The sequence below is a fragment of the Nonomuraea sp. B19D2 genome, from assembly GCF_040137845.1.
Lineage (GTDB): Bacteria > Actinomycetota > Actinomycetes > Streptosporangiales > Streptosporangiaceae > Nonomuraea.
Genome location: NZ_JBEFAK010000015.1, coordinates 204971 through 230080, shown reverse-complemented (window position 1 = coordinate 230080; position 25110 = coordinate 204971). Strand labels below are relative to the sequence as shown.

General features: G+C 70.2%; 26 protein-coding genes. 15 read left to right on the top strand and 11 right to left on the bottom strand.

All coding sequences use genetic code 11. The annotated features are described in order from the left end of the window. Window positions 1-35 precede the first annotated feature (35 nt). Together ABN273_RS27455 and ABN273_RS27450 are read left to right on the top strand one after the other, a co-directional pair. The gene (locus ABN273_RS27455; protein WP_349451905.1) at window positions 36-1112 is read left to right on the top strand and encodes a serine/threonine-protein kinase; all 1077 of its coding nucleotides are present in this window, start codon (window positions 36-38) and stop codon (window positions 1110-1112) included. Further along, a complete protein-coding gene (locus ABN273_RS27450) occupies window positions 1112-1453 on the top strand; it encodes a hypothetical protein (protein ID WP_349451904.1) in 342 nt (113 codons plus the stop codon). Before ABN273_RS27455 ends, ABN273_RS27450 begins: the two co-directional genes overlap by 1 nt. Here the strand turns inward: ABN273_RS27450 and ABN273_RS27445 are convergent, their stop codons facing one another. The 6 genes from ABN273_RS27445 to ABN273_RS27420 all read right to left on the bottom strand — a co-directional run bounded on the left by ABN273_RS27445 (window position 1454) and on the right by ABN273_RS27420 (window position 5795). Then, window positions 1454-2716 (bottom strand): RNA polymerase sigma factor, encoded by a 1263-nt coding sequence (locus ABN273_RS27445; RefSeq protein ID WP_349451903.1) that lies wholly within the window; start codon window positions 2714-2716, stop codon window positions 1454-1456. Further along, the gene (locus ABN273_RS27440; RefSeq protein ID WP_349451902.1) at window positions 2704-3030 is read right to left on the bottom strand and encodes a YciI family protein; all 327 of its coding nucleotides are present in this window, start codon (window positions 3028-3030) and stop codon (window positions 2704-2706) included. The genes ABN273_RS27445 and ABN273_RS27440 overlap by 13 nt, the downstream gene beginning before the upstream one ends. An 8-nt stretch (window positions 3031-3038) precedes the next feature. Next, entirely contained in the window at window positions 3039-3215 is a 177-nt protein-coding gene (locus tag ABN273_RS27435) for a hypothetical protein (protein WP_349451901.1), read from the bottom strand. Between the two features lie 118 nt (window positions 3216-3333). Beyond that, on the bottom strand, window positions 3334-4197 hold the full coding sequence (locus ABN273_RS27430; RefSeq protein ID WP_349451900.1) for an ABC transporter permease: 864 nt from the start codon (window positions 4195-4197) through the stop codon (window positions 3334-3336). Then, complete coding sequence (locus ABN273_RS27425) at window positions 4197-5117, bottom strand: hypothetical protein (protein WP_349451899.1); 921 nt, start codon at window positions 5115-5117, stop codon at window positions 4197-4199. Before ABN273_RS27425 ends, ABN273_RS27430 begins: the two co-directional genes overlap by 1 nt. Window positions 5118-5417: 300 nt before the next feature. Beyond that, complete coding sequence (locus ABN273_RS27420) at window positions 5418-5795, bottom strand: AfsR/SARP family transcriptional regulator (RefSeq protein ID WP_349451898.1); 378 nt, start codon at window positions 5793-5795, stop codon at window positions 5418-5420. 224 nt (window positions 5796-6019) lie between these two features. On the opposite strand from ABN273_RS27420, the gene ABN273_RS27415 reads away from it, so the two are divergent. The 6 genes from ABN273_RS27415 (at window position 6020) to ABN273_RS27390 (ending at window position 9900) form a co-directional block, all read left to right on the top strand. Then, complete coding sequence (locus tag ABN273_RS27415) at window positions 6020-6268, top strand: AfsR/SARP family transcriptional regulator (RefSeq protein WP_349451897.1); 249 nt, start codon at window positions 6020-6022, stop codon at window positions 6266-6268. Next, window positions 6265-6729, top strand: a complete 465-nt coding sequence (locus ABN273_RS27410) for an AfsR/SARP family transcriptional regulator (RefSeq protein WP_349451896.1) — start codon at window positions 6265-6267, stop codon at window positions 6727-6729. The genes ABN273_RS27415 and ABN273_RS27410 overlap by 4 nt, the downstream gene beginning before the upstream one ends. A 48-nt stretch (window positions 6730-6777) precedes the next feature. Continuing rightward, a complete protein-coding gene (locus ABN273_RS27405; protein ID WP_349451895.1) occupies window positions 6778-7899 on the top strand; it encodes a glycosyltransferase in 1122 nt (373 codons plus the stop codon). 85 nt (window positions 7900-7984) lie between these two features. Continuing rightward, complete coding sequence (locus ABN273_RS27400) at window positions 7985-8221, top strand: acyl carrier protein (RefSeq protein WP_349451894.1); 237 nt, start codon at window positions 7985-7987, stop codon at window positions 8219-8221. A 114-nt stretch (window positions 8222-8335) separates the two neighbouring features. Further along, complete coding sequence (locus ABN273_RS27395; RefSeq protein ID WP_349451893.1) at window positions 8336-9463, top strand: class I adenylate-forming enzyme family protein; 1128 nt, start codon at window positions 8336-8338, stop codon at window positions 9461-9463. Beyond that, window positions 9418-9900, top strand: a complete 483-nt coding sequence (locus tag ABN273_RS27390; RefSeq protein ID WP_349451892.1) for a hypothetical protein — start codon at window positions 9418-9420, stop codon at window positions 9898-9900. The genes ABN273_RS27395 and ABN273_RS27390 overlap by 46 nt, the downstream gene beginning before the upstream one ends. Before the next feature lie 148 nt (window positions 9901-10048). Here the strand turns inward: ABN273_RS27390 and ABN273_RS27385 are convergent, their stop codons facing one another. The 4 genes from ABN273_RS27385 to ABN273_RS27370 form a co-directional block, all read right to left on the bottom strand. Continuing rightward, entirely contained in the window at window positions 10049-11104 is a 1056-nt protein-coding gene (locus ABN273_RS27385) for a glycosyltransferase family 2 protein (protein ID WP_349451891.1), read from the bottom strand. A gap of 308 nt (window positions 11105-11412) precedes the next feature. Beyond that, a complete protein-coding gene (locus ABN273_RS27380) occupies window positions 11413-11616 on the bottom strand; it encodes a hypothetical protein (RefSeq protein ID WP_349451890.1) in 204 nt (67 codons plus the stop codon). Between the two features lie 30 nt (window positions 11617-11646). Then, on the bottom strand, window positions 11647-15420 hold the full coding sequence (locus tag ABN273_RS27375) for a S8 family peptidase (protein ID WP_349451889.1): 3774 nt from the start codon (window positions 15418-15420) through the stop codon (window positions 11647-11649). Between the two features lie 145 nt (window positions 15421-15565). Then, window positions 15566-16849 (bottom strand): extracellular catalytic domain type 1 short-chain-length polyhydroxyalkanoate depolymerase, encoded by a 1284-nt coding sequence (locus ABN273_RS27370; RefSeq protein WP_349451888.1) that lies wholly within the window; start codon window positions 16847-16849, stop codon window positions 15566-15568. Between the two features lie 272 nt (window positions 16850-17121). On the opposite strand from ABN273_RS27370, the gene ABN273_RS27365 reads away from it, so the two are divergent. The 7 genes from ABN273_RS27365 to ABN273_RS27335 are packed head-to-tail and all read left to right on the top strand — an operon-like array spanning window position 17122 to window position 24144. Further along, window positions 17122-18057 carry a GNAT family N-acetyltransferase gene (locus ABN273_RS27365; protein ID WP_349451887.1) on the top strand — a complete coding sequence of 312 codons (936 nt, stop codon included), beginning with the start codon at window positions 17122-17124 and terminating at the stop codon, window positions 18055-18057. Further along, window positions 18054-18764 (top strand): PIG-L deacetylase family protein, encoded by a 711-nt coding sequence (locus ABN273_RS27360; RefSeq protein WP_349451886.1) that lies wholly within the window; start codon window positions 18054-18056, stop codon window positions 18762-18764. Before ABN273_RS27365 ends, ABN273_RS27360 begins: the two co-directional genes overlap by 4 nt. Continuing rightward, window positions 18761-20365, top strand: a complete 1605-nt coding sequence (locus tag ABN273_RS27355; RefSeq protein ID WP_349451885.1) for an ABC transporter substrate-binding protein — start codon at window positions 18761-18763, stop codon at window positions 20363-20365. The genes ABN273_RS27360 and ABN273_RS27355 overlap by 4 nt, the downstream gene beginning before the upstream one ends. Further along, window positions 20362-21342, top strand: coding sequence for an ABC transporter permease (locus ABN273_RS27350; RefSeq protein ID WP_349451884.1), 981 nt, complete (start codon window positions 20362-20364; stop codon window positions 21340-21342). Before ABN273_RS27355 ends, ABN273_RS27350 begins: the two co-directional genes overlap by 4 nt. Then, complete coding sequence (locus ABN273_RS27345) at window positions 21339-22172, top strand: ABC transporter permease (RefSeq protein ID WP_349451883.1); 834 nt, start codon at window positions 21339-21341, stop codon at window positions 22170-22172. Before ABN273_RS27350 ends, ABN273_RS27345 begins: the two co-directional genes overlap by 4 nt. Continuing rightward, window positions 22169-23149 (top strand): ABC transporter ATP-binding protein, encoded by a 981-nt coding sequence (locus tag ABN273_RS27340; RefSeq protein ID WP_349451882.1) that lies wholly within the window; start codon window positions 22169-22171, stop codon window positions 23147-23149. Before ABN273_RS27345 ends, ABN273_RS27340 begins: the two co-directional genes overlap by 4 nt. Further along, complete coding sequence (locus ABN273_RS27335) at window positions 23146-24144, top strand: ABC transporter ATP-binding protein (RefSeq protein WP_349451881.1); 999 nt, start codon at window positions 23146-23148, stop codon at window positions 24142-24144. The genes ABN273_RS27340 and ABN273_RS27335 overlap by 4 nt, the downstream gene beginning before the upstream one ends. Here the strand turns inward: ABN273_RS27335 and ABN273_RS27330 are convergent. Beyond that, window positions 24129-25106 (bottom strand): helix-turn-helix transcriptional regulator, encoded by a 978-nt coding sequence (locus ABN273_RS27330; protein WP_349451880.1) that lies wholly within the window; start codon window positions 25104-25106, stop codon window positions 24129-24131. The genes ABN273_RS27335 and ABN273_RS27330 overlap by 16 nt on opposite strands. Window positions 25107-25110: the final 4 nt, after the last annotated feature.

Genomic DNA, 25110 nt, shown 5'->3' with positions numbered 1-25110 from the left:
CTCGGACACGGCTCTTGCTGTCGGGGTGATCCGCATTGTCAGAGCCTGAGTGGTTGGGCCGCTACCGGCTCATCCGGGTGCTGGGCGAGGGCGGTCAGGGCAAGGTCTACTTGGCCGAGGCTCCCCAAGGGGCACGAGTCGCCGTCAAGGTCCTTCATCCGGGCATGGTCCTGGACGAGCAGTCACGCCGCCGGTTCCTGCGCGAAGCCGAGCTGGCGCAGCGAGTGGCGCCCTTCTGCACGGCCAGGGTGCTGGACGCCGGCGTCCTCGACGGCCGGGCCTACATCGTCAGTGAATACGTGTCAGGCGTCTCGCTTGAGACGCTGGTCGGCACCGAGGGGCCGCGCAGCGGGAGCAGCCTGGACCGGCTGGCCGTCACGACGCTGACCGCGCTCTCCGCGATTCATCGCGCGGGCATCGTGCACCGCGATTTCAAGCCCGGCAACGTGCTCCTCGGTCCGGAAGGCCCGGTCGTGATCGATTTCGGCATCGCGCGCATGGCTGAGCAGTCCACCACCCGTTCCGGACTGATAGGCACTCCGGCCTACATGGCGCCGGAGCAGCTGAACGGCGTTCCCGCCAGCGCTGCCTCGGATGTCTTCGCTTGGGCCGCCACCATGGTGCTCGCCGCGACAGGGAGGCGCGCTTTCCGCGGTGACACACCCGCGGCCGTGATGCACGCCATCTTCAGTGAGAGGCCTGATCTGTCCGGGGTTCCGCGAGAGCTCGCCGGCGTCCTCGACGCGTGTCTGGCCAAGCAGCCGGAGCACCGCCCGACCGCTGCTGACGTACTGCGCCACCTCACCGGTGAATCGGCCGGCTTAGGCCGCTCCGGTGTGGTGCCTGCCACGCCTCCACGAGATCAACGCCTGGACCGCCCCCGGCCCTTCATAGCCGCCAGCTTCACCCAGTTCGTCGTGGGGGTCGCGACACTGATCACACTGCTCGCCAGCACTGGTCCCGACGAGTCGGGCGCACAGGGCACACCTGTCTTCTGGCCCTTCACGGCACTGCTCGTAGTCGTCACCGCCGTGACCGTCGGGCTGCGATTCACGCGACCGCGCCGGCCCTCATCAGGCGACGAGCGACGTGGAAACCTCAGGAGCCACTGATGAGCGTTTTGTCGTTGGTGTTGGTGCTTATCGTCGGGCTGATGTGGTTTGCGCTCATGGCGCTGCGTCGGGTCCGGAGCTTCCTCGGCCGCCACCGCATCCTCGTCGCCGTGCTGATCCTGCCGCTCCAGCCCTTCGCCCTCATCGGCCTTGGCGCTGCTGTCTGGTTGGCGCTCACCGAGTTCCAGAGCATCGACTGGGCCGAGGCCGCCATGTTCGTCGCCATGTTCGCTCTGGCCTACCTCAACGGTCTGGCGGCGTTCGCCTTGGTCACGAGCCTGCAAGAGCGCTTGAACCGCCGCCGCGACGGCGATCCGTTCCTCCCCGGGACCAGAGAATGATCAGCTTTCGCCGCCGGTGGTGATCTCGGCGAGCCGGCCGGCCAAGTAGCGCTGCTCGGCCTCGGTACGGGCCAGGTCGAGCGCCTCGCGGTAGGCGGCGGCGGCCTCGGCGCGGCGGTTGAGGCGGCGGAGCAGGTCGGCGCGGGTGGCGGGGAGCAGGTGGTAGCCGTTCAGCTCGCCCGCGGCGTGCAGGTCTTCCACCAGCTCGAGTCCGGCTGCGGGGCCGTCGGCCATCGCCACCGCGACCGCCTGATTCAGCTTCACCACCGGGGACGGTACGACCTGTACCAGTTGTCCGTAGAGTTCGGCGATCTGCGCCCAGTCGGTGTCGGCAGCGTCGGCGGCGGTCGCGTGGCAGGCGGCGACGGCGGCCTGCAGCCGGTAGGGCCCGGGCCGGTCATGTCGAAGGGCCGTCTCCAGGACGGCGACGCCCTCGTCGATCTCGCCGCGGTCCCACCGGGTACGGTCCTGGCGCTCCAGGGTCACCAGATCGCCGGCCGCGTCGACACGGGTCGCGCGGCGGGCGTGGTGGAGCAACATGAGCGCGAGCAGGCCGTACGCCTCGGGCTCGGCCGGCATCAGCCGCGTGAGCAGGCGGGCGAGACGGATGGCCTCGGCGCACAGGTCCCACCGCGCCAGGTCGGCGCCCGCACTGGCGGAATAGCCCTCGTTGAACAGCAGGTACAGCACGGCGAGCACCGAGCCGGTCCGCTCCGGCAACAGATGAGCGGGCGGCACCCGGTACGGAATGCGCGCATTGCTGATCTTGCTCTTGGCCCGGACCAGGCGCTTGGCCATCGTCGCCTCGGTGACCAGGAAGGCCCGGGCGATCTCGGCGGTCGTCATGCCGGTCAGGGTGCGCAGCGTCAGCGCCACCCGGGCCTCCAGCGGCAGCGCCGGGTGGCAGCAGGTGAAGATCAACCGTAGCCGGTCGTCGGGGACGCCACTGTCGTCGCCGGAGCCGAAGGTGTCGTCATCGGCGGCCATCGTGGCCACCTCCCGCAGCTTGGCCGCCTCCGTCGACCGGCGGCGCAACCGGTCCACCGCGCGGTTGCGCGCCGCCGTGGTGAGCCAGGCGCCGGGGCGGCGCGGGAGGCCGTCGCGCGGCCAGCGCTCCAGCGCCAGCGCGAAGGCCTCCTGCGCGCACTCCTCGGCCAGATCCCAGTCGCCCGTCACCCGGATCAGGGTCGCGACGACGCGCCCCCATTCCTGGCGGAACGCCTCGGCGACCGCCGCCTCGACCTCGGCGGTCAGTCCTCCCAAAGCGGCCGCACCTCGACCCAGCCGAACCTGGCGGACGGATGCCTGGACGCGACCTCGATGGCCTCGTCGAGGTTGTCGCACTCGATCAGGTCGAAGCCGCCGATCTGCTCCTTCGTCTCGGCGAACGGCCCGTCGGACAGCAGCACCTCACCGTCACGCACCCGGACGGTCGTGGCATCGCTGCCCGGCCGCAGGCGCGCACCCTGCAGCCGTACTCCACAGCCGTCCATCTCCCGCACCCAGGAGGCGGGGTCGGCGTCATCCTCGGACACCCCGACGGATTCGTTGTCGCAGACGAACATGACGTACCGCACGGTTCCTCCTACCTGACCGGGCTGACCGACGCGACTGTACGCCGGACGCGCGCGCGGGCGAAAGGCAGCCGGAGCGTTCTGGTCCACCGCCGCTTGACGGGCGTGACCGGGGCGCCGGGCAGTGCGGAGCGGGCCAGTTCGTTGCGCGGACGCAGAGCGTAGGTGGCGGCGAGCAGATCAGGCATGACGAGCCCTCCCGTTGAGCGCGCGCTGAGGGCGCTCCGTGATGTGCTGTGACACCCACACGACGAACGGGAGGACCCGAGATGGACAGCAGCCGGGTACGCGGCCCCGAGCCGTTCTCTAGTCCACGCGGTTGAACTGCACGACGGCCAGCCAGAGGAACACCGTCGCCGCGCCCCCGACCAGCAGCAGCTCCACCCACACGGGAACGGCCCAGCCCGCCCACGAGATGCCGGGGTTGTACAGCGCCGCCAGGTCAGGGGGAGCGTCCACGAAGGCGAACACCGCCCTGCGCAGCGGGTCCACCGCATACGTCAGCGGGTTGACCGTGGTCAGCGCCGCCAGCCACCCGGGAAGGCGCGCCACCGGGAACAGCGCCCCCGACATGAACATCAGCGGCATGATCGCCAGTTGCATGACACCGAGGAACGACTCCATGCCGCCGATCCTGGCCGCCACCATCACCCCGAACGCCGTCACCAGGAACGCCGCCAGGAACATCCCGCCCAGCAGGGCGAGCAGGAGAAGCGGGTGGTAAGGCACCCCGACCAGCCCCGCCATGGCCAGCAGCACGACTCCCTCGGCGGTGGCCAGCACGGCGCCGCCCAGGACCTTGCCGATCACGATCGACCCGCGGCGTACGGGGGCGACGAGCATCTCGCGCAGGAAGCCGAACTCCCGGTCCCAGACCACCGAGGCGGCGGAGGACATCGAGGTCTGGATCACCGACATGGCGATCACGCCGGGGAACAGGAAGGTGCGCATGTCCACCGTGTCCGTCACCGTCGGCGTCAGCGCGCTGAGGCCCGCCCCCATGACGAACAGCCAGAGCACCGACTGCAGCAGGACGGACATGGCGCGTTTCTGGTCGTTGGCGAACCTGATCGCCTCGCGCCTGAAGACGGTCCTGATCGTGCGGAGGTCGTAGGCCAGGCCGTAACGGGTGGCCGGGCGGCGCGGAGCCTTCCTGGTGGTGACGGACATCAGGCCGCCCGGGAGAAGAACGGCAGGAACGGGCCGCCGGCGGCGGTGGACATGGCCAGCAGGACGCCCGCGCCCCCGGTGGCCAGGTCCATGGAGAGCCGGAAGCCGAGGCTGCCGGGGAAGGCCAGCTCGCCCCGGTAGGGGATGGCGTGCCAGGACAGGTCGCGCAGGTGGCTCTCGAGCGTCTGGCGGCGATCCACCCGGTGGGTCAGGCGGGCCAGGGTGGCGATCTTGCTGGCCTGGCCGCGGAAGAGGTCCGCCTGGATGGCGAAGCGCCTGGACGGGCCGATCAGGAGCGCGGGCAGGCTGTCCGCGCACCGCTCGTCCTCGCGGCAGGCGAGCAGCTCGTCGATCACGAGCGCGATGCCGCCGCTGCCGACGTCGAGGTACGGCAGGGTGCGCACGCCCTTCTCCTCGACCATCAGCGCGCCGTCGCCGGTGACGACGCAGTGGTCGAGGTCGTGGTGGAGGGCACGGACGGCCAGGTCCAGCCAGGCCGGATCGCCGGTGCGCTCGTGCAGGCGGATGAGGAACAGCGCCACGCCGGACCAGCCGCGCATGAGCCCGGCTTCCACGTCGCTCTTCCCCGCCTGCGGTTCGCCCCGCTCGACCGCGACGGCCAGGCGGCCGGCGACGGCCTGCGCCTCCTCGAGGTGGCCGAAGTGCAGCAGCGTGGCGCCGATGCCGGACAAACCGGAGAAGAGCGACATCGCCCACGGCTCGGCCGCCCGGTCGAGCAGCCGGCCGGTCAGTTCGGCGGCCTCGGCGGTGTGGCCCAGGTGGTCGAGCACGTAGGCCACGCCTGCCATGCCGTCGTAGAAGCCGGGACGCTCGGCGCGGCTGCGCCGTACCGCGTCGAGCAGCCAGCGCTCGTGCTCGGGAAAGCGCCCGTGGCCGGTCACCGAGAGTGCCCACAGCACGCCCGCCGCGCCGAAGGCGAAGCTCGCCCCGCCCCACGGCGTGAACTGCTCGACGGCGCGTCGAGGCCGCGCTTGCCGGGTGCCCGAAGCCGGTGGCGCGCAAGCCGGGGCGCCACTTCGCGTCCGTGATATCGAATGCCAGTTCGAAATCGATCCGGGCAGGCACCCCGTCCACGCCCGCGAGCCGCTCCAGCGCCCACCGCTCCCGCGCCTGGCGGGCGACGGCGTCCTCGTGGTTCTCGTCCAGGCCCGCGTGCGGGCGCGCGAACGTGCGGCCCCGCCACAGGTCGAGCCCCTCCCTCAGCAGCGCCATCCGCTCCATCGGTCGCCCGTCGCGCCGGCCTTGGCCAGCAGGGTGCGGAACCGCTGCACGTCGACGGTGTCGGGGGGCAGCTTGAACGCGTAGCCGCGGCCCGTGGAGACCAGGTCCACGCCGTGCTCATGAGCTCCGGCCGCGCGCAGGACCGCGCGTACCCGGGCCACGTGGCTCTGCACGGTGCGTCTGGCGGTCTCCGGCGGCTCGTCCTCCCACAACAGCGCGGTCAGCCGGTCGAGGGAGACGCTCATGCCCGGCTCGAGCAGGATGGCCACGATCAGGCAGCGCTCGCGGCTCCGGCTGAATCGGAGCGCACGTCCGTCGCACTCGACCTCTAACGGCCCAAGAACGTGGAAGTGCATCGGCCTCCACCATCATGCTGAGGATGTCAGCATAATGGCAACCATCCCGCAGCCTCCCGCTATCACCATATGAAGGGAAGTCGACCTTCTCGTAACAAACGTGCTAGGGGGCTGTGATGACGTCGAGCCCGGCATTGTCGGCTCCGGTCGGGATCGAATTCCGGATTCTCGGGCCACTTGAGGTCATTGTGGACGGGAAGCACATAGCGCTCGGAAGTGCAAAAATGCGCACATTTCTCGCATCTCTCCTGCTCTGGTCGATGCAGACGGTGACCCTCGATCGGCTCAGCCGCTCCGTCTGGCCGGAGGCCCCGCTGTCGGCCGCCGCGAACTTGCGTACGTACGCGTACACACTGCGCATGCGCCTCGACCGGGCCCTGCCCGGGCTCGGGGCGCGCTGGAGACGGTACGGGGCGGCTACCGGCTGTCGATCGAGGGCGGGCGGCTCGACCTGCACGACTTCGATTCGGTGACGCAGGAGGCCGAAGGGCTGGTGGAGCGGGGGCGGCTGGCGTGTGCCGCCGACCGCTACGAGCAGGCGCTGGGGCTGTGGCGGGGGAAGCCGCTGGACGACGTGTCGGGCGGGCCGCTGCTGCTGACGGAGACGGCCTGGCTGGAGGAGCGCTTCACGGGGGCCATCGAGCGGGCCGTGGACCTGTGGCTGGCCATCGGGCAGAACGGGAAGGTGGTGGAGGTGGCCTCGCGGGTGGTGCATGATTACCCGTTCCATGAGCGGTTCTGGGAGCAGCTCATGCTGGGGCTGTTCCGGTCGGGCCGGCAGGTGGAGGCGCTGGAGGCGTACGCCAGGGCGCGACTGTGGCTGATCGAGGCGGCGGGGGTGGAACCCGGGCCGGCGATGCGCCGCTTACAGTGGGCCATCCTGGCCAACGACCCCACGTTGTTCGGCCCCACCCTCTCCGCCCTCCCCGCCTGAGCGTGGCCTTCGCCCGATACCACCATCCCGCTGAGAGGATGCGGAACCATGCGCGTCTTGTTCACCTCCGTGCCCCTGGTCGGGCACCTCTTCCCGATGGTCCCCCTGGCGTGGGCACTGCGGAGCCGGGGCGACGACGTCCTGGTCGCCTGCCCTACCGAGAGGTTCAGCAGCACCGTCACCACCACCGGACTCCCCGTCGGGCTCATCGACGCGGGCATAGGCCCCGACGAGTACGCCAAGGCCAGCGCGGTGGAAGGCGCGGGCGAGCAGCTGGCGACGGCCATCGAGGAGAGCGGCCGGGCCTGGGGCGCCCTTTCGGCCCGTATCTCGGCGGGGATGGGGGAGCTGGCCGACGACTTCCGGCCGGACCTGGTCATCAGCGAGCCGTGCGAGTACGCGGGCCGCCTGGCGGCGTACGAGCGCGACATTCCCTGGATCGAGCACAGCTGGGCCCTTCCCGGCCTGCCCGCCTACGCGGCCGCCGCCCGAACCGCTCTCGGCGGTGCCACCGCGGGAGCGGCGCTGCCGGCCCCGAGCGCCACCATCCACCCCTGCCCGCCGAGCCTCACCGAAGACCCCGCGGCCATCGCGATGCGCTACGTCCCGTACAACGGCCCGGCGCGGCTGCAGCAGTGGCACCGCAAGGGCCAGGGCAGGCCGAGGGCGCTGGTCACGTTCGGGAGCCTGCTGCTCGACCGCGCCCACGTCGACCCCCGCAAACTCGTCACCAAGCTGGTGGAGAGCCTGACCGAGGCGGGCTTCGAGCTGGTGCTCGGGCTGGACGAGGGGCTGGCGGCGAGCCTGCGTCCGTGGCCCGAGCACGTGCTGCACGCCGGCTGGGTGACGCTCAACCTCGCGCTGCCCCACTGCGACCTGGTGATCCACCACGGCGGCTCGGGCACCGCCATGGCCGCCCTGGTGTCCGGGGTGCCGCAGCTCATCGTTCCGCAGGCGACCGACCAGTTCGTCACCGCCGAGACCCTCGCCTCTTCGGGCGCCGCGCTGGGTCTCACTCCGGAGGAAGACGCGCCTGACATGGTCGCCGCGCACGCCCGACGGCTGCTGTCGGAGCCCGTTTTCCGGAAACGCGCGGCGGAACTGGCCGCCGAAATGGCGGCGCTGCCCGCGCCCGCCCTGGTGGCCGAAAAACTGCATATCGGAATGTGACCGGGTTACCCTCTACGCCGTCGCTGAATTCGCAGAAAAGAGGCGGACATGCGCGTGGTGGTAACCGGCCGGAGGAACAGCAGCCATGTCCACCGCGGAACTGGAACGCCTTTCACTCTTGTCCGAAGTCGTCGAAAAAGTGGCTGGCGTCGCGGCCGGCGAGGTTCGGCCGGAGCGGTCATTCATCGAGGATCTCGGGCTCGATTCGCTGGCGATGGTCGCCGTCGTCTTCACGCTCGAAGAGACGATCGGCGTGGACATCTCGGAAGAGGCACTGGCAGGGGTCAAGACCGTTCAGGATCTCCTGGAGCTGATTTCGTGACATATACCGAGTTGTCGCCATCTGAGCTGCTCCGGTCGATTCGCCGCGCCGCGCATCACCGAAGAGCAGTGGCTGGTCCGCTGGGACCGGTTCGATGGCGACGTCGAAGCGCTGGTGCCCGCCACCGTGGACCTCGGCACGTCGGGGAGCACGGGGGCGAGCCGGACCTGGCGGCGTACCAGGGAGCAGATGTGGGCCGAGGCCGGGCTCCTGGCCGGCCTGCTGGAGAAGGACCGCCCCGAGGCCGTCCTGTCGTTCGCGCCGCCCAAGCACGTGTACGGAGCGCTGGCCGGCGTCCTGGTGCCCGCGCTGCTGCGACTGCCTGTCTGGTACCGGCCCCGGTACTTCGGCGCGCTGCCTTCGGAGCCGTTCGACCGGTGGGCGGTGGTGGCGGTGCCGTGGACGTTCTCGATCCTGCTGCGCGCGCTGCCGTGGGTGAGCGCGGTCGAGGGCCTGGTCGTGCTGCACAGCACGGCGCTCCTGCCCGCGACGGCGGGGCAGCTGGTGTCGGCGGCCGGGGCGGAGCAGGTAGGGATCGTGGAGGTGTTCGGGTCGACGGAGGCGGGCGGCATCGCCAGCCGTACGTGGTCGCCGTCGGAGCAGCCCTGGCGCCTCTTCGACGACGTCGACTTCGCACCCGCGCCTGGGGCGCCGAATCCCGCCGCGACCGGGACACCCGGGAGGGGCGAGCCGTCCACCGGGCCGGAGACCACCGGCGGTCCCTCACCGGCAACGGGGCACATCACGGGGACGTCCGGGGACGTTGATGGGACGCCTGTCACGTCCGGGGACGTCGGCGGGACGTCCCGTGCATATGAGGACGTCGGCGGGATCTCCCGTGCGTCCGGGGAGGTCGGCGCGACCGCCGTCACGCCGCAGGACGTCGGCGGGATCTCCCGTGCGTCCGGGGACCTCGGTGCGACCTCCGTCACGCCGCAGAACCTCGGCGGGGTGGAAATCGCGCTCGCCGTCACGAGCCCTCGGCTGGCCTTCGCCCCGGGCGGGGCCCGTCCCGGCTGCTCAAGTCGGCTGAGCTGCGGGATTATCGCTTTCTCGGGTGGACGTGCCTGCTGGTGGCGGCGGTCTTCGTCGTCACGGGCGGGCGTCCGTACTATGTGGCCGGGCTGTTTCCGCTGCTGTGGGCGGTGGCGGCGGTGGAGCTGCGGCGGCACGGACCGCGGCGGTGGTGGCGGTGGGTGCCCACCTGGCCGGTGTACACCCTGTCCGTCGCCTTCGCCCTGACCGCGCTGCCCATCATCCCGGCGAGCTGGCAGGCGACCTCCATCGATCCTGTCGCGGTCGGCAGTCACGGGTGGTCGGAGCTTGCCGACACCGTGGCTGCCTCCTACCGGTCTCTTCCGCCTGATCAGCGTCGCGATGCCGTGCTGGTCGCCCAGACGTATTGGGAGGCGAGTGCGCTTGACTTCTTCGGGCAGGAACGCGGACTGCCGCCCGTCTTCAGCGGGAACCTGGGATGGGCCTACTTCGGCCCGCCGCCGGAACGCTCCGGGCCCGTGCTCTTCGTCGGTCAAGATCCTGCTTCCCTTCGTCCGTACTTCACGTCGCTCCGCCAACTGGCCGTCGCCGCTGGGAAAGTCGGCGGCACGCATACGGTGTGGGTATGCGAAGGTCGTCGTCGTCCCTGGTCGGAGATCTGGTCCGCCTATCGCGACCTGTGAGTGGCCCTTCCTTTCCGCCTCCGCCTCTTGGAGTGTTTGGCTCGGTGTAGGTGCGCTGAAGGCGAGTTGGGCCTGGTGGCCGCTCTTTGTGGGGTGTGAGCGGGCGGGGGTGGGGTTCGCTTTCCCTGATGTGGGTCGAGGAATGCGGCTAGCGGCCCTTTTCATAGACGAGCAGGCCACGTGACAGGTGTAGCGGGACCATGATGAGCTCGATCACCAGGGCTTTCCAGGCGTAGTACAGGTTGACCACCTTGTTCAGGTAGACGAACGGGAGGTTGAAGAGCACCTGGTGGACAGGTAGGCGGCGGCGTCTGGCCGCGTACAGGAGGGCGGGGACGGTCAGGAGCAGCTCGCCGCCCGCCCACCACGCCAGCGTGCCGGTCACCGGCGCGTGCATGCCCAGTGTGAGGATCAGCGGGCCGGCCCACCACAACGGGGCCAGGAGGATCTCCAGCAGGGCCACGATGATCCACGTCGCCAGCATGGGCTTGCGGGTGAGCAGGCGGGGGAGGTGGAGGCGGACGTTCTGCATGAAGCCCGCCATCCAGCGCCACACCTGCTTGCGGAGGTAGGTGAGGGTTTCGGGGTCGGCGGCCCAGGCCATGGCGTCGGGTACGTAGACCGCCTTGCGGCCTTCGAGCTGCCGGCTCCAGGTGAAGTCCATGTCTTCGACGATCGTGCGTTCGGGGAAGCCGCCGAACGCGGTCAGGGTCGTGCGCCGGAACACCGAGCAGCAGCCCGAGCAGACCATGGGGCTGTTGGCGAGTTGCTGGATCGGGCGGTGCCAGTGGAAGCCGAAGAGGTATTCGGTCGATCTGCCACGCTCCCATGGAGTGCGGGCGAAGCGGGTTTGCACGTTGCCGGCGGCCACGTCCACGGCGGGGTCGTCGAAGACGGGCTTGATGCGCTCGATGTAGTCGGGGGCCAGCACTGTGTCGGCGTCGACGGCCAGGACCAGGTCCGTGTCGCAGTGGGGGAGCGCGTGGTTCTGGGCCTTGGCCTTGCTGCCGAGGTTGCGGGGTGGGCGCAGGACCGTTACACCATGCGCCGTGGCCACCTCGCCGGTGCGGTCGGTGGAGCCGTCGTCCACCACGATGATCTTTTCGGGTGGGATCGACTGGGCCTGGATGGAGCGGAGCGTGGCGGGGAGTCCGTCTTCCTCGTTGTGTGCAGGAACGATGACGGTAAGGGTCTTCTGGATCACCTGCGCCTCCCCAGCTTGAGCGCGATCAGTGTCACCAGGCCGACCGTGGCGTAGATGATCAGGCTGAATCCGAGTGTGGGCGGGCCTCCGGGCATCCTGCGGTTCCCTTCTGCGTGGGTGGATGGGTGGATCGGGCGATGCGGGAACGAGGATGCCTGGCGGGGTGGGGACGTGGAGGGTTGGAATGGGGTTCTGGGGATGGAGGGGCGGTGGCCGACTCTGCCTGTGGACAACGTTCCGGGTCACGTCCACGCCGGGCACATCGAGCGCACCGTCACATCGAGCGCACCGTCACACCGGGCGCACCGTCACACCGGGTTGCGGGCCTCCCCGCGGCCGCGCGGAGGAAAGGCGGGGGCCGGGGGTCTGCGCTCGAGGGTGGTGGTGGCTGGGCGTCTGCGCCCGAAGGCGGTGGTGGTCAGAAGTCCCCACTCAAGGGTGGTGGTGGTCAGGGGTCCCCACTCAAGGGTGGTGGTGGTCAGGAGTCTCCGCTCGAAGGCGATGGCGGCCAAGGAGCACGAACTCCTCGGCCGCCCCCGCGGCTATCTCAGGGCATAAGCCCTGTCGATGGTCTGGGTGGTCGAGCCGCCCGTCGTGTCCGACGCCGTGACCCGCAGCGACACGAACCCGCTGGTCTGTGCCAGCGCAGGATGCGCCACCTCGACCCGGAACCGCCCGTCGCCCCGCTTCTTGACGCGAGCCGCGGCCTGCCAGGTCGTCCCGTCATCGACCGAGTACTCCACCCGCACCCGATCCACGACAGGCGCCCGCCGGACCGCCGAGTGCGCCCCCGCCCGCAGGTCGAACGCGAACGACTCCCCGGCCGGCGCCCGGTTCAGCAGGTCGAGGGGCAGGTCGTACCTGAGCTGGATGGTGGGCTGGAGCGCGCACCCCGCCCCGAACGAGCACGAATACCCCCGAGGCGCCCCGGAGGAGGGCGGCGGGGAGGAGGTGAACTGCGCGGTCGTCGTCACCGTCCGGGACAGGGAACGCCCGGGAGTGTCCACGGCCTCCGCCCGGTACGCTCCAGCAGTCCCGGGCACCGTGAAGTACCGAGGCCGCCACCCTTGCGCGGCCACTTCCTGACCCTCTGCGAACAGCCGCGGCTTCGACGTGACATGGCTCAGGTCGGTGTAATGCCGGGGATCGGAGTCCAGCCACTGCTCGAAGGGCACGAAACGATCCGAGTCCCGGCACGACGCGCACGGCACCGGCACCGGGTACCCCGAGGGCACGTCGGCGGCCCCGGGGACCAGCGGCGCCTTGAACCACTGCTCGGAAATCCGCCGGTCGTCCCTTGTGAACCGGTCGTCGGAGTGCAGGATCAGCCCGGAGTTCGTGATCGTGCGCGACCACACCACGTCGTCGGAGACGGGCCCGAAGTACTCGGTGCGGGTGACCGGCATCGGCAACGACCCGCCGTACGTCAGGCGCCCCGGCTCCTCGCCGGTCGTCGACTCGCCGTACTCCCAGCCGCTGGTGTCCGGTGTGTCGGCATGGTACGCGGCATTGATCCGTACCAGGTCCTTCATGCCGACTCGCGCGGGCCGCGAAGGCACCCGCCCGCGCCAGTCGAAACGGAGGTGGTAGACCGAGTCCGGCCCGGTGTACGGCTCCAGCCGCAGCGACACCGGCCCCGCGGCCAGCGCGGACCGCAGAGAACGCCCCTCGGCGGCGCTCAGCCCCAGCCGCAGGGACGGGCCCAGTGGCACCCGCGCCCGCCCGCCGTCCACGTCGAGGAAGCCGATGACGCCCGCCGCACCGCGCATGGAAGCCTCACGGCCGGCGTCGTCCATCTGGACGCCCGCGTTGACGTAGCCGCCCTCGACCGGGATCCCGACCAGGACGACCTTCCCGGAGACCTCAACACCCGAAAAATCCTCAGGTCTCCCCCTTCCGACCGAAATAATGGGATAAGTCGTGGTGGATGTCAGCCGACGCATCGCCTCCATGTCGTACGCAGGATGCAAGGCCAGAGAGCCCGCGGTGGCCGAGGCGAGCACCGGAGGCTCAAGGTTCCATTGGTGTGACAGCCGCATCCTGCCCGCCTTCACCGAGGACACCGGCGTGACGAACAACTGTTGCCCGCCCAGCACCCCGCCCCACAGCGAGACCGGTTTGGCGCGGTCGGTGAAAGTGCGCACGTAGTACGCGCTCCCGTTCCCGTCCAGCGCCTTCGGCGTGTCCGGCCTGACCGGCGCCGTCTTGCGCGCGTCCAGAGTGACCGTCTCGTCCCCGTCGAGCCGGACCGTCTCGATCACCCAGCTCGTCCGGTTGCTGATCCGGCTCTCGTTGGCGACCCCGATCACCTCGTAGTCACCGGCGGGCAGGTAGAACTCGCCGTTGCCCGAATAGTCGGTGTGCAGGAAGTAGTACCCGTACGGGTTGAACGGGTCTTCAGGGCTGTTCGCCCGCTTGAGCGGAACCGCGTACACGATCGGCTCGGCCTGGTAACCGGGGAAGAACTCCTTGGTCCCGTACGAGTTGACCAGCGACACCCCGAGCCGGTGCGTGGCGGGACCGGTGTAATAGCTGAACGGCGTCACCAGTCGCACGTCACCGGAGCTCGCCGTCACCCAGCCGCCGTAGGAGCCGATCGGGCCGGCAGCGGGATCGACGGTGAGGGAGACGGCGGCGGTGCCGTTCGCGGGCACGGTGACGCTCTGCGCGCCCAGCTTGATCGCGTTGTCCGGGGCGGGCTTGCCGCTCCAGCCGCGCGTGACGAGCGAGAGAGCCAGCGTGACCGGCTGCGTGCCGGTGTTCCGGTATGTGACCTGCCTCGTGGCGGGCTTGCCGAGGAGCCGGAAGTCGACCACGGAGCTGGCGAACACGCTCTGGGTGACCGCGCGGGCCACGTCCACCCGGCCGCTGCCCTGTTCGAACCAGTTGTGCCCGTCGTTGCGCTGCGCCGTCGAGGTCAGCGCGTCACGGAGCTCACCGGCCTGCCAGCCGGGGTGCTGCTGGGCCAGGATCGCCGCCGCTCCCGCCACGTGCGGGGTCGCCATGGAGGTGCCGCTGAACGCCGTGTACTTGTCGTCGCCGGGAATGCCGGGCAGCGAGGAGCCGGCCGAGCGGGCGGCGACGATGTCCACGCCGGGGGCGACGATGTTCGGCTTGACCGCGGCGTCGTCCAGCCGCGGGCCCTTGCTGGAGAAGCCAGCCAGCGTCGTGCCCGTCTCCTTGTCCACCGCGCCCACGGCCAGCGCCTCGTCGGCGGCCGCGGGCACGCTCACCGTGAGCGGGTCCGACTCGTTGCCCGCCGCCGTCACGAACAGCGTCCCGTACTTCTTGGTGAGCTCGTTCAGCGCCCGGCTCATCGGATCGGTGCCGTTGCCGCAGCAGGAGCCCAGGCTCATGTTCACCACGTCGGCGCCCTGCCCGGCGGCCCACTCCATGCCGGCGATGGCCCACGACCAGTCACCCCGGCCGTTGTCCGCGAGCACCTTGCCGACCAGCAGCGACGCGGCGGGTGCCACGCCCTTGTACGTCGAGCCCGCGCCCGCGATCGTCGAGGCGACATGTGTGCCGTGCCCCACCTTGTCGGCGATGCCGGCGGAGTCGGAGAAGTTCTCGGTGGCGATGACGCGTCCGGCGAAGTCCGGGTGATTCGCGTCGATCCCGGTGTCGAGAACGGCGACCTTGACCCCCTTGCCGTCGAACCCGCGCTCCCATCCGGCCGGCGCGCCGATGAGCGGCACGCTCTTGTCGAGCGACGCCTTCGTCTTGCGGTCCAGCCAGATCTTGGCGATCCCGCCGCCGCTCAGCTTGTCGCCGGTACGGAGTCCGGCCCAGAAGTCGTCCGCCTGCTCGGCGCGTACCGTGATCGCGGCGCCGTTGACGCTGTCGAGCACCCGCACGTTCTCGCCGGCCGGCAGGGCCCGGGCCGCACTCGCGAGCGCGGACGGGACCGGGTCGCCCTGGTAGGTGACGAGCAGCGGGATCGCCTCGGCGCGCTGGTCCTGTGCCAGCGTCTCGACGTCGAACAGCTCCTCGTCCAGAGTCCCCGCGGCGACCATGGAAGCCGCGTCGGAGGGCAGCACGAGATAGCCGCCGTCCCTGCTGGGCAGCGTGGCGAACGTGACGCCGGCGCCGTCGGGCCTGGGCGCCGGCTTGATGGCCACGGAGGGGACGCCGCCCTGCGACGGCGCGTACTCGACGACGTCGCCGGTGATGAGGGTGAGGGTGACACGTGCCGGCTGGGTCTCAGCGGGCTCAGTGGCCGCGGACGCCGCCTGGTGGGGCGGCACGACAACGGCGGTGAGTACGAGCGCCGAGCCCGATAACACCGCCGATAACCGCGTGCGAAATTTGGACAAGGGATGCCCTTTCGGTCATAACAGGAGCGCTTTCGGGAGCGCTCCCAACTCTCCGAGAGGGCCAGTATCCATCACATGATCAAAGTGTGGTCTTCAAGGCGGACTTCACCGGGCTCAGGGGTGCTGAGCCCGGTGAGGCGAGCCGTCACGAGCAGGTGGCGCCGTTGAGGGTGAAGGCCGCCGGCTTGGCGGTGTTCCCGTTGTGGGTGGCCTGGAAGCCGAACGAGGCGGACGCGCCCGGCGCGACCGTGCCGTTGTAGCTCACGTTCCTGGCGGTGACCTGGCCGCTCGCAGGGGAGATCGTGGCGTTCCACGCGGAGGTGACCGTCTGGCCCGCGGGGAGCGTGAAGGTCAGCGCCCAGGAGGAGAGCTGGGTGGTGCTGGTGTTCTTGACCGTGACGGCGGCCGTGAAGCCGGTGTTCCAGGTGTTCGTCGTGTACGTGACGCCGCACGCCCCGCCGGGCGGCGGCGTCGGGGTCTGCGGCGGCGTCGTCGGAGTCCCGCCGCCCTGGTCAAGGCCGAAGAACGCGATCACGGCGGCGGCCATCCCGCCCATCGGGAGGTTGTGGCCGACGCCCTGCAGGCTGATGGCCTCGACCGGCGCCATCGTGCCGGTGCCGCCGTACCTGGTCCTGGTCCAGCCGGACTGCGGCTGGTCGGTGCTGCTCGGCGTCTGGCTCAGGCCGTGGACGTTCGTCCACTGCTTGATCTGCTCCTGGAAGTTCGGGTAACGCAGCGTGGCGTCCTCCGTGCCGTGCCACACCTGCATGCGCGGCCGGGCGCCGGTGTAGCCGGGGTACGCGCCGCGTACCAGGTCGCCCCACTGCTGCGGCGTCTTGGCGACCTGGCCGTTGGCGCAGGCGCTGTTCCACATCGACCCGTCCGTGGTGGCGAAGCAGGCGAACGGCACGCCCGCGAACGCGGCTCCGGCCTTGAAGACGTCGGGATAGTCACCCAGCAGGACGTTCGTCATCATGGCGCCTGACGAGGCCCCGGTCACGAAGGTGCGGTCGGGGTCGGTGGAGTAGCGCTGCTGCACGTACCTGACCATGGAGACGATGCCCACCGGGTCGCTGCCGCCGTCGTGCCGCAGCGCCTGCGGCGAGGAGACGTCGAAGCAGGAGCCGCTCCTGGTCGCCGACGGATAGATCACGATGAACTTGTGCCGGTCGGCCAGCGAGGCGAACTCCGTGCCTGAGTAGAAGGCCGGGCCCGATCCCGTGCAGTAGTGCACGGCCACCAGGAGGGGCGGGCGGGACCCGACGCCGTCCGGGACGTACAGGTGCATGCGCAGATTGGTCGGGTTCGTACCGAAACCGGTCACCTCCGTCAGCTGCGCCGACGCGGCCGGTGGCGCCATGAACAGCCCCGCGACGACGAGTGTCACGGCGGTGATCAGGGCACCCGCTATCCGAGCTCTGATGTTCATCGGGTTCCTCTCGTTCGCCTGAAACATTGCGAGTTTGAGACGAAACTTTCAGCCGCGCAATCGTGGCTGGTCGATGGCCCTGGCAGGAGGTGGATGACCTGCGGTTAAGCGCAATGGCAGGCCGATGATCCATGAAAGTTTCGACTAGTCCCCACGCAAAAGAAATTTTCTGATGATGCGGCTAGGGAGAAAATTAATTCCCGAATCGTCTTGACCTTGGCCGTTGACGATGGGAAAGCTGTGGCAGGAGAGCCAAAGGTGAAAGGACCCTCATGGTCACAGTCCGCGCCTTCGCGTCCGGTGACGAGGCCTCCCTGGTCGAGGCCTGGAACCGCAGCATGCCGGCCGACCCCACGACCCCCGGCTGGTTCCGCGACTGCGTGCTGCTCGATCCGAACTTCGACCCCGAGGGCTTACGGGTGGCCGTCTCCGATGGGCGGGTGGTCGGCTGCGCGTACGGCGTCCGCAGGCTGACGCCCCTGGCCCCGGGGACCGACCTGGAGCCGGACACCGGGTGGATCCCGTTCTTCTTCGTCGCCCCCGAGCAGCGCGGCGATGGGCTCGGCAGGCGCCTGGCGGGAGAGGCGCTGGCGTTCCTGGAGGGCCACGGGCGGACGAAGGTGGATTTTTCGTCGTACACGCCGAACTATGTGCTTCCGGGCGCGGACGCCGAGCTCTACCCCGACGGCTACCGGCTGCTGACCGGGCTCGGCTTCCGAACGCTCTACTCGCCGGTCGCCATGGACAGGACGCTCGTCGGCTACGTGACCCCCGACGAGGTGCACGAGCTGCGCGCCAAGCGCGAGCAGGATGGGTACGCCTTCCGTAGCCCTGCCGACGGAGAGCTGCCCGAGCTGATCCGCTTCGCGGCCGACGCCTTCAACCCCGACTGGGGTGAGGCGATCCGCCGGCACCGCGACCCCAAACGCATCGTCATTGCGAAAACAGACCGAATAGTGGGGTTCGCCCTGTACGCGGCCTACCGCGGCATCCCCGAGCGCTTCGGCCCCTTCGGCGTCGACCCCGACCAGCGCGGCACCGGCCTCGGCAAGATCCTCCTCCATCTCACCATGACCATGATGCGAGCCGAAGGGCTCCACTCGTCGTGGTTCCTCTGGACCGGCGAGGCCAGCCCGGCCGGTCGCCTCTACACCAAGGCCGGCTACGCGGTCACCAGGCGGTTCCACGTGATGAGGCGAACGGCATGACGCACGTCCTGGCCATCGGCGCCCACGCGGGCGACCTCGACCTGACGGCGGGCGCGGTGCTCGCCCAGCACGTCCTGCGCGGCGACAAGGCCACGCTCCTCCACCTCACCCTCGGCGAACGCGGCCACCCCCGCATGCCGGTCGCCGACTACGCCAGGCAGAAGCGCGAGGAAGCCGAGATATTCGCCGGCAAGATCGGAGCGGGCGTGCGCTTCCTGGACTACGAGGACGGCCAGCTGCCCGAGGGCGAAGAGGTCAAGATGCGGGTCGGCGACCTCATCAGGGAGCTGCGGCCGGACGTCATCCTGACCCATTGGAGCGCGTCCATCCACAAGGATCACGCCCGTACCCACCGGATCGTCGAGGACGCCCGCTTCTACGGCGGGCTCAAGACGCTCGAACGCGAGCTGCCCGCCTGCTGGGCGGGCGAGCTCTACTACGCCGACAACTGGGAGGACGCGGAGGGGTTCGTCCCCGACGTGTTCGTCGAGCTGACGGAGGAGGCGTACGAGCTCTGGTCACAGGCGATCACCGGGTACGCCTACGCCAGGGGCGAGACCTACGGCTTCCCGTACGTCGACTACTACCGCGCGCTGACGATCGTGCGCGGCGCACCAGCCGGATTCGGCCGTGCCCAGGCCTTCACCGCCCCGAAGGGCTCGCGCGACCTCCGGACGAAGTATTTCGGAAAGGCCACCCCCCGATGAAACGCATTCTCGCAGTACTCGCCGCCTTGACTGTCGCCGGTTGTTCGAGCGGCGGCTCTCCCGCCGAGACCGGCACGAGTGCGCCGCCGCTGGTGATCCACGCCATCGACGCGGGCACCTTCCAGGAGGACTTCAACCCGTACCACCTCGAAGGCGTGAACTTCGGCACGAGCGGGATGATCCACGAGACCCTCATGTACTTCAACAAGCTCAAGCCCGGAGAGATCACCCCATGGCTGGCTCTGAAGTACGAATGGGCTGACAAGGGCAAGTCGCTCACGTTCACGCTCCGCCAGGGGGTGAAGTGGACCGACGGGCAGCCGTTCACCGCCGACGACGTGGCCTTCACGTTCCAGATGCTCAAGGACCACGCGCAGCTCAACACGTCCGCGCTGGAGATCAAGGAGGCGCGGGCGCTGGCTCCGGACAAGGTGCGCGTCGACTTCAAGAGCACCTCGTACGCCAAGCTCTACAACATCGCCGGCGGCTCGCCCATCGTGCCCAAGCACCTGTGGGAGAAGCAGCAGGACCCGGTGACGTTCACCAACTCCAAGCCGGTCGGCACCGGGCCGTACAAGTTGTCGAAGTTCTCGGCGCAGCTCTACGAGATGGAGAAGAACCCGTCCTACTGGCAGCCGGGCAAGCCGGAGGTGCCGCTGCTGCGCTTCCCCGCTTACACGGCCAATGCCCTGCAGACGGCGCTCCAGCAGGGCGAGGTGGACTGGGCGGGCGCGTTCGTGCCCGACATTCAGAAGATCTTCGTGCAGGGCAAGCCGGAGCAGAACAAGTTCTTCTTCCCGCCTGAGGGCGTGGTGACGCTGCTGCCCAACCTGACCAACCCCGTCCTGGCCAAGCCGGAGGTACGGCAGGCCATCAGCCTCGCCGTCGACCGGGACAAGATCGTCAAGGTGGCCGAGCGCGGCTACACCAAGGTCGCGCACCCGACCGGCGTGCCGATGCCGGGCGGCGAGGCGTACGTGCCGCCGGAGTACAAGGACGCCGCGTTCAAGGTGGACGTCGAGAAGGCCAAGGAACTGCTCAAGGGCGTCGATCCGGCCCAGCTGAAGTTCACGCTGCTGGTGCCGTCGCCGTTCACCGACTGGGTGAACGCCGCCCAGCTCATCAGGGAGGACCTGGCCAAGGTCGGCATCACGGTCGAGACCAGGGGCGTGGCGTTCCAGGACTGGGTGTCGAAGGTCGGCAAGGGAAACTACGACCTGTCGATCAGGGCCACCCCCTCGGGCCCGACCCCGTTCTTCCAGATGCGCCAGATGCTCTTCGGCGGCCTGGCCAAGCCCGTCGGTGAGGCCGCGACCGGCAACTACGAGCGGTGGAAGGACGCCGAGACCGACCGGCTGATCGACGCGTACGCCGCCACCGAGGACCTGGCCGAGCAGCAGCAGGCCACGCAGGGGCTCGCCAAGATCATGGTCGAGAAGCAGCCCGCGCTGCCGCTGTTCTACAGCCCGTCGTGGGCGCAGTACCGGACCGACAAGTACGTCGGCTGGCCGTCCGAGCAGGACCCGTACGCGATGCCGTCGCCGTACACCTCGCCCGACGCGGCTGTGGTGCTGCTGCACCTGAAGCCGGCCACCAAGTGAGGTTCCTGGCCCGGCGGCTCGGCTTCTACCTGCTGACCGCCTGGGCCGCCGTCACGCTCAACTTCCTGATCCCCCGGCTCATGCCGGGGGACCCGGTGGAGCTGCTGGTGGCCCGCATGAAAGGCAACGTCGACCCGGCCGCCATCGACGCGATGCGGCGGGCGTTCGGCATCAGCGACGCCAACCTGTGGCAGCAGTACCTGGACTATCTGGGCAATCTCGCACAAGGGGAGCTGGGCCGCTCGATCACCTTCTTTCCCACCGAGGTGTCCACGGTCATCGCCGACAGCCTGCCGTGGACGGTCGGGCTCGTCGGCGTCGCCACGCTGATCAGCTACCTGGTGGGCACCTCGCTGGGCGTGCTCATGGCGTGGAAGCGGGGCACCTGGCTCGACGGGGTGCTGCCCGCCGCCACGTTCATGCACGCGGTGCCGTACTTCTGGGTGGCGCTGGCGCTCGTGTTCGTGTTCGGGGTGACGCTGCAGTGGTTCCCTGTGTCCAGGGCGTACGGGCTGGCGGTGATGCCCGGCTTCACCGGCGAGTTCGCCGGCAGCGTGCTCTACCACGCGGCGCTGCCGGCGGTGACGATCGTGGTCGCGTCCATGGCGGACCGGATCCTCGGCATGCGCAACGTCATGGTGACCACGCTCGGCGAGGACTACGTGGTGATGGCCGAGGCCAAGGGGCTGACCTCCAGGAGGGTCATGTGGGCGTACGCGGCCCGCAACGCGATCCTGCCCAACATCACCAGCTTCGCCCTGTCGCTCGGCTTCGTCGTCGGCGGATCCGTCCTGACCGAGATCGTCTTCTCGTACCCGGGAATCGGGTCGATGCTCCTCAAAGGGGTCGAGAACGAGGACTTCCCGCTCATGCAGGGCATCTTCCTCGTCATCTCGCTGGCCGTGCTCGTCGCCAACTTCCTGGCCGACCTGGCGTACGTGGTGCTCGACCCGCGTACCAGGCAGGAGTCCGAATGAAGATCAAGATCGGTGCCGGGATCCTCGTCTTCTTCACGCTGATGGCCGTCTTCGGCCCGCTGCTCATCGGCGCCGACCCCGCCGCGACCAGCGACGACGGGCTCCAGGGCCCGTCGGCCGCGCACTGGCTGGGCACCACGCAGACCGGGCAGGACATCCTCACCCAGATCGTGTACGGCGCCCGCGTCTCGATGGGCGTCGGCCTGCTGTCGGCGGTCATCGCCAACGTGTTCGCGGTCGCGGTCGGCCTGGTCGGCGGCTACCTGGGCGGCGCCGTGGACGAGGTGCTGTCCGTGCTCACCAACATCTTCCTCGTGCTGCCCGCCCTGCCCCTGATCATCGTGCTGGCCGGCTACCTGCCGCAGCGCGGCGTCGCGTCCGTGGCCGTGGTGATCGCGGTCACCGGCTGGGCCTGGGGCGCGCGGGTGCTGCGGGCCCAGACCCTGTCCGTACGGCGCCGCGACTTCGTCCAGGCCGCGCGGGCGAGCGGTGAGGGGGCGTTCCGGATCATCTTCTTCGAGATCCTGCCCGTGCTGCTGCCCGTCATCGCCACCAGCTTCCTGGCCACCGTGGTCGCGGCGATCCTGGCCGAGGCCGGGCTGTCGTTCCTGGGCCTCGCCGACCTGTCCACCGTGAGCTGGGGCAGCATGCTCTACTTCGCACAGAACGGGCAGGCGCTGCTCATCGGGGCATGGTGGTGGTTCATCCCGCCCGGGCTGTGCATCGCGCTCATCGGCACTGGGCTCGCGCTGGTGAACTTCGGCATCGACGAGATCGCCAACCCCCGCCTGCGAACGGTCAAAACGGTCAAGGTGAAGGCCCGCACATGAACGTTCTGGAGATCCGCGACCTGAGTGTCGACTACCTGTCCGGCAGCGGCGCCGTGCACGCCGTCGCCGGCGTCTCGCTCGACCTGCGGCGCGGCGAGATCCTCGGCCTGGCGGGCGAGAGCGGCAGCGGCAAGTCCACGCTGGCCAACGCCGTCGCCCGGCTACTGCGGCCGCCCGCCGCGATCACCTCGGGCTCGGTCGTCCACCGCCGCCAGGACGGCTCGTCCGTGGACGTGCTCGGCCTCGGCAAAAGGGAGCTGCGGGCCTTCCGCTGGAAGGAGCTGGCCGTCGTCTTCCAGAGCGCCATGAACTCGCTCAACCCGGTCAGCACCGTCGGCGCCCAGATCGACGACGTCCTGCGCATCCACGCTCCCGGCCTGTCCCGCAATGACCGCACCGAGAAGGCGGTCGAGCTGCTGCAACGCGTCGGCATCAGCGCCGACAGGCGGCGCTCGTACCCCCACGAGCTGTCCGGCGGCATGCGGCAGCGCGCGGCCATCGCCATCGCGCTCGCGCTCAACCCCGAGATCATCATCATGGACGAGCCGACCACCGCACTCGACGTGGTGGTCCAGCGCGACATCCTCCACGAGATCAGGGCGCTCAGGGAGGAGTACGGCTTCGCGGTGCTCTTCATCACGCACGACCTGTCGTTGCTGATGGAGATCTCCGACAGGATCGCCATCATGTACGCGGGCCGGGTCGTGGAGACCGGCACCGCCAAGGCCATGCACAAGTCGCCGCGCCACCCGTACACGCTGGGCCTGCTCCGCTCGTTCCCGCGCCTGCACGGGCCGCGCGAGCAGCTCCTGGGCATCCCCGGCACCCCGCCCGACCTTAGGTCATTGCCGCCGGGATGCGCGTTCCATCCGCGTTGCGGGCAGGCCGTGGCGGAGTGCTCCTCGGTCCTGCCCGCGTTCGAGGGCGAAGTCGCGTGCCTGCTGAACGGCGGCCGTGGTCTGGAGGATGCATCATGATCGTTCTGGCGGGCCGTAACCTCACCAAGCACTTCACCGCCGCCCGCGGCCCCCGCGGCCACCTCGGCAGGCGGCCGCCGGTTCGGGCCGTGGAGGACGTGTCGATCGCGCTGCGCGCCGGGACGGTGTCGGCGCTGGTGGGGGAGAGCGGCTGCGGCAAGAGCACGGTGGCGCGGCTGCTCGCGCAGGTGTACCCGGCCACGTCGGGCGAGGTGCTGCTGCGCGGCGAGCCGGTACGCGCCCATCGCGGGGCGGCGTTCAGGGACTACCGGCGGCAGGTGCAGCTCATCTTCCAGGACCCGTTCGCCTCGCTGAACCCCTTCCACCGGGTGCGCTACCACCTGGCCAGGCCGCTGCGCATCCACGGACACGTCCGCTCGGCCGCGCACGAACAGGAGCAGGTCGCCGAGCTGCTCGAACGCGTCAGCCTCACGCCGGTCGAGCAGTTCATGGACAAGCTGCCGCACGAGTTGTCCGGCGGCCAGCGGCAGCGGGTGGCCATCGCGCGGGCGCTGGCGGTGCGGCCCGTCGCGCTGATCGCCGACGAGCCCGTGTCGATGCTGGACGTGTCGATCAGGCTCGGCGTGCTGCGGCTGCTGGAAGGGCTGGCCGAGGAGAGCGGGCTGGCGCTGCTGTACATCACGCACGACATCGCCAGTGCCCGGTACTTCGCGCAGGACATCACGGTCATGTACGCCGGGCGGCTGATCGAGAGCGGGCCGAGCGAGGCGCTCACGCAGTCGGCGCGGCACCCGTACACGCAGCTGCTCCTGGAGTCGGCGCCGGATCCCGACCGGGTGACCCCGCCCGAGGCCACGCGGCACGGCGAGCCGCCCAGCCTGATCGCCCCGCCGGGCGGGTGCCGGTTCCATCCGCGCTGCCCGGTGGCGCTGCCGGTGTGCTCGGCGGAGGCGCCCGGGCGTACCGAGCTGGGGGAGGGCCGCTGGACCCACTGCTGGCAGGCCCACGCCGGCGCGGCTCAGGCGGGACGGTAGCGGGCGGCGAGCTCTGTGGCGGTGGCCGCCATGCGCTTGCGCAGCTCGGCGGGGGCCAGCACCTCGACGTCCGTGCCGAGCCGGAGGAACTCGGCGAGCGCGTGCTCGATCGACTCGATCGGCACGGTGACCCGCGTCCACCCCTCCTCGTCCGGCGGCTCCGCACTCTCGCCGGCCGCCGCCACCACGCCGCGGGTCATAAGGTCGGCCAGGCGCTCCAGGCCGCGCGGCGACAGCCGCACCACCGCCTCGCCCCACCGCAGCCGGGCCTCGAACTCGGCCAGGTACCCCTGCCAGTAGGCCGCGAGGTCGAAGCCGCCGGGCCGGGTGAAGCGCTCGGGGAGCGGGTGCAGGTCGAGGATCTGGGAGACGCGGTAGGTACGCACGTCCTCGCCCGCCCGCGCGACGAGGTACCACCGTCCGGCCTTGACGACCAGCCCGTACGGGTCGAGCCGCCGCTCCACCTCCTGGGGCGCCTTCCAGCGGCGGTACCTGACCTGGACGCGGCGCTCGTTCCAGACGGCGTCGGCCACGGCGGGCAGGTAGGTCACCGGCTCCTGATCGCGGTACCAGGCGGGCGCGTCCAGGTGGAAGCGCTCCTGGATGTGGCCCGCGCGGTCGCGGAGCTCGACGGGCAGCGCGGCCATCAGCTTGAGCTGCGCGGCCGTCACCACCGCACCCAGCCCCAGCTCGGCCGCGGGACCCGGCAGGCCGGCCAGGAACAGGGACTCGGCCTCGTCGGGGGTCAGCCCGGTGAGCCTGGTGCGGTAGCCGTCGAGCAGCTGGTAGCCGCCCTTCGGGCCCGCGTCGCCGTAGAGGGGGATGCCGGCGGCGTGGAGCGACTCGACGTCGCGGTAGATGGTGCGTACGGAGACCTCCAGCCGGTCGGCCAGCTCCTGCGCGGTCATCCGGCCGCGCGTCTGCAGGAGCAGGAGGACCGAGACCAGGCGGGAAGCACGCACATTC

Bases quoted from the DNA above. Each gene is read 5' to 3' on its own strand.
- ABN273_RS27450 (WP_349451904.1), top strand. From the start codon at position 1,112: ATGAGCGTTTTGTCGTTGGTGTTGGTGCTTATCGTCGGGCTGATGTGG.
- ABN273_RS27435 (WP_349451901.1), bottom strand. From the start codon at position 3,215: ATGCCTGATCTGCTCGCCGCCACCTACGCTCTGCGTCCGCGCAACGAA.
- ABN273_RS27430 (WP_349451900.1), bottom strand. From the start codon at position 4,197: ATGTCCGTCACCACCAGGAAGGCTCCGCGCCGCCCGGCCACCCGTTAC.
- ABN273_RS27420 (WP_349451898.1), bottom strand. From the start codon at position 5,795: ATGCACTTCCACGTTCTTGGGCCGTTAGAGGTCGAGTGCGACGGACGT.
- ABN273_RS27415 (WP_349451897.1), top strand. From the start codon at position 6,020: ATGCGCACATTTCTCGCATCTCTCCTGCTCTGGTCGATGCAGACGGTG.
- ABN273_RS27405 (WP_349451895.1), top strand. From the start codon at position 6,778: ATGCGCGTCTTGTTCACCTCCGTGCCCCTGGTCGGGCACCTCTTCCCG.
- ABN273_RS27400 (WP_349451894.1), top strand. From the start codon at position 7,985: ATGTCCACCGCGGAACTGGAACGCCTTTCACTCTTGTCCGAAGTCGTC.
- ABN273_RS27370 (WP_349451888.1), bottom strand. From the start codon at position 16,849: ATGAACATCAGAGCTCGGATAGCGGGTGCCCTGATCACCGCCGTGACA.
- ABN273_RS27365 (WP_349451887.1), top strand. From the start codon at position 17,122: ATGGTCACAGTCCGCGCCTTCGCGTCCGGTGACGAGGCCTCCCTGGTC.
- ABN273_RS27360 (WP_349451886.1), top strand. From the start codon at position 18,054: ATGACGCACGTCCTGGCCATCGGCGCCCACGCGGGCGACCTCGACCTG.
- ABN273_RS27355 (WP_349451885.1), top strand. From the start codon at position 18,761: ATGAAACGCATTCTCGCAGTACTCGCCGCCTTGACTGTCGCCGGTTGT.
- ABN273_RS27345 (WP_349451883.1), top strand. From the start codon at position 21,339: ATGAAGATCAAGATCGGTGCCGGGATCCTCGTCTTCTTCACGCTGATG.
- ABN273_RS27340 (WP_349451882.1), top strand. From the start codon at position 22,169: ATGAACGTTCTGGAGATCCGCGACCTGAGTGTCGACTACCTGTCCGGC.
- ABN273_RS27335 (WP_349451881.1), top strand. From the start codon at position 23,146: ATGATCGTTCTGGCGGGCCGTAACCTCACCAAGCACTTCACCGCCGCC.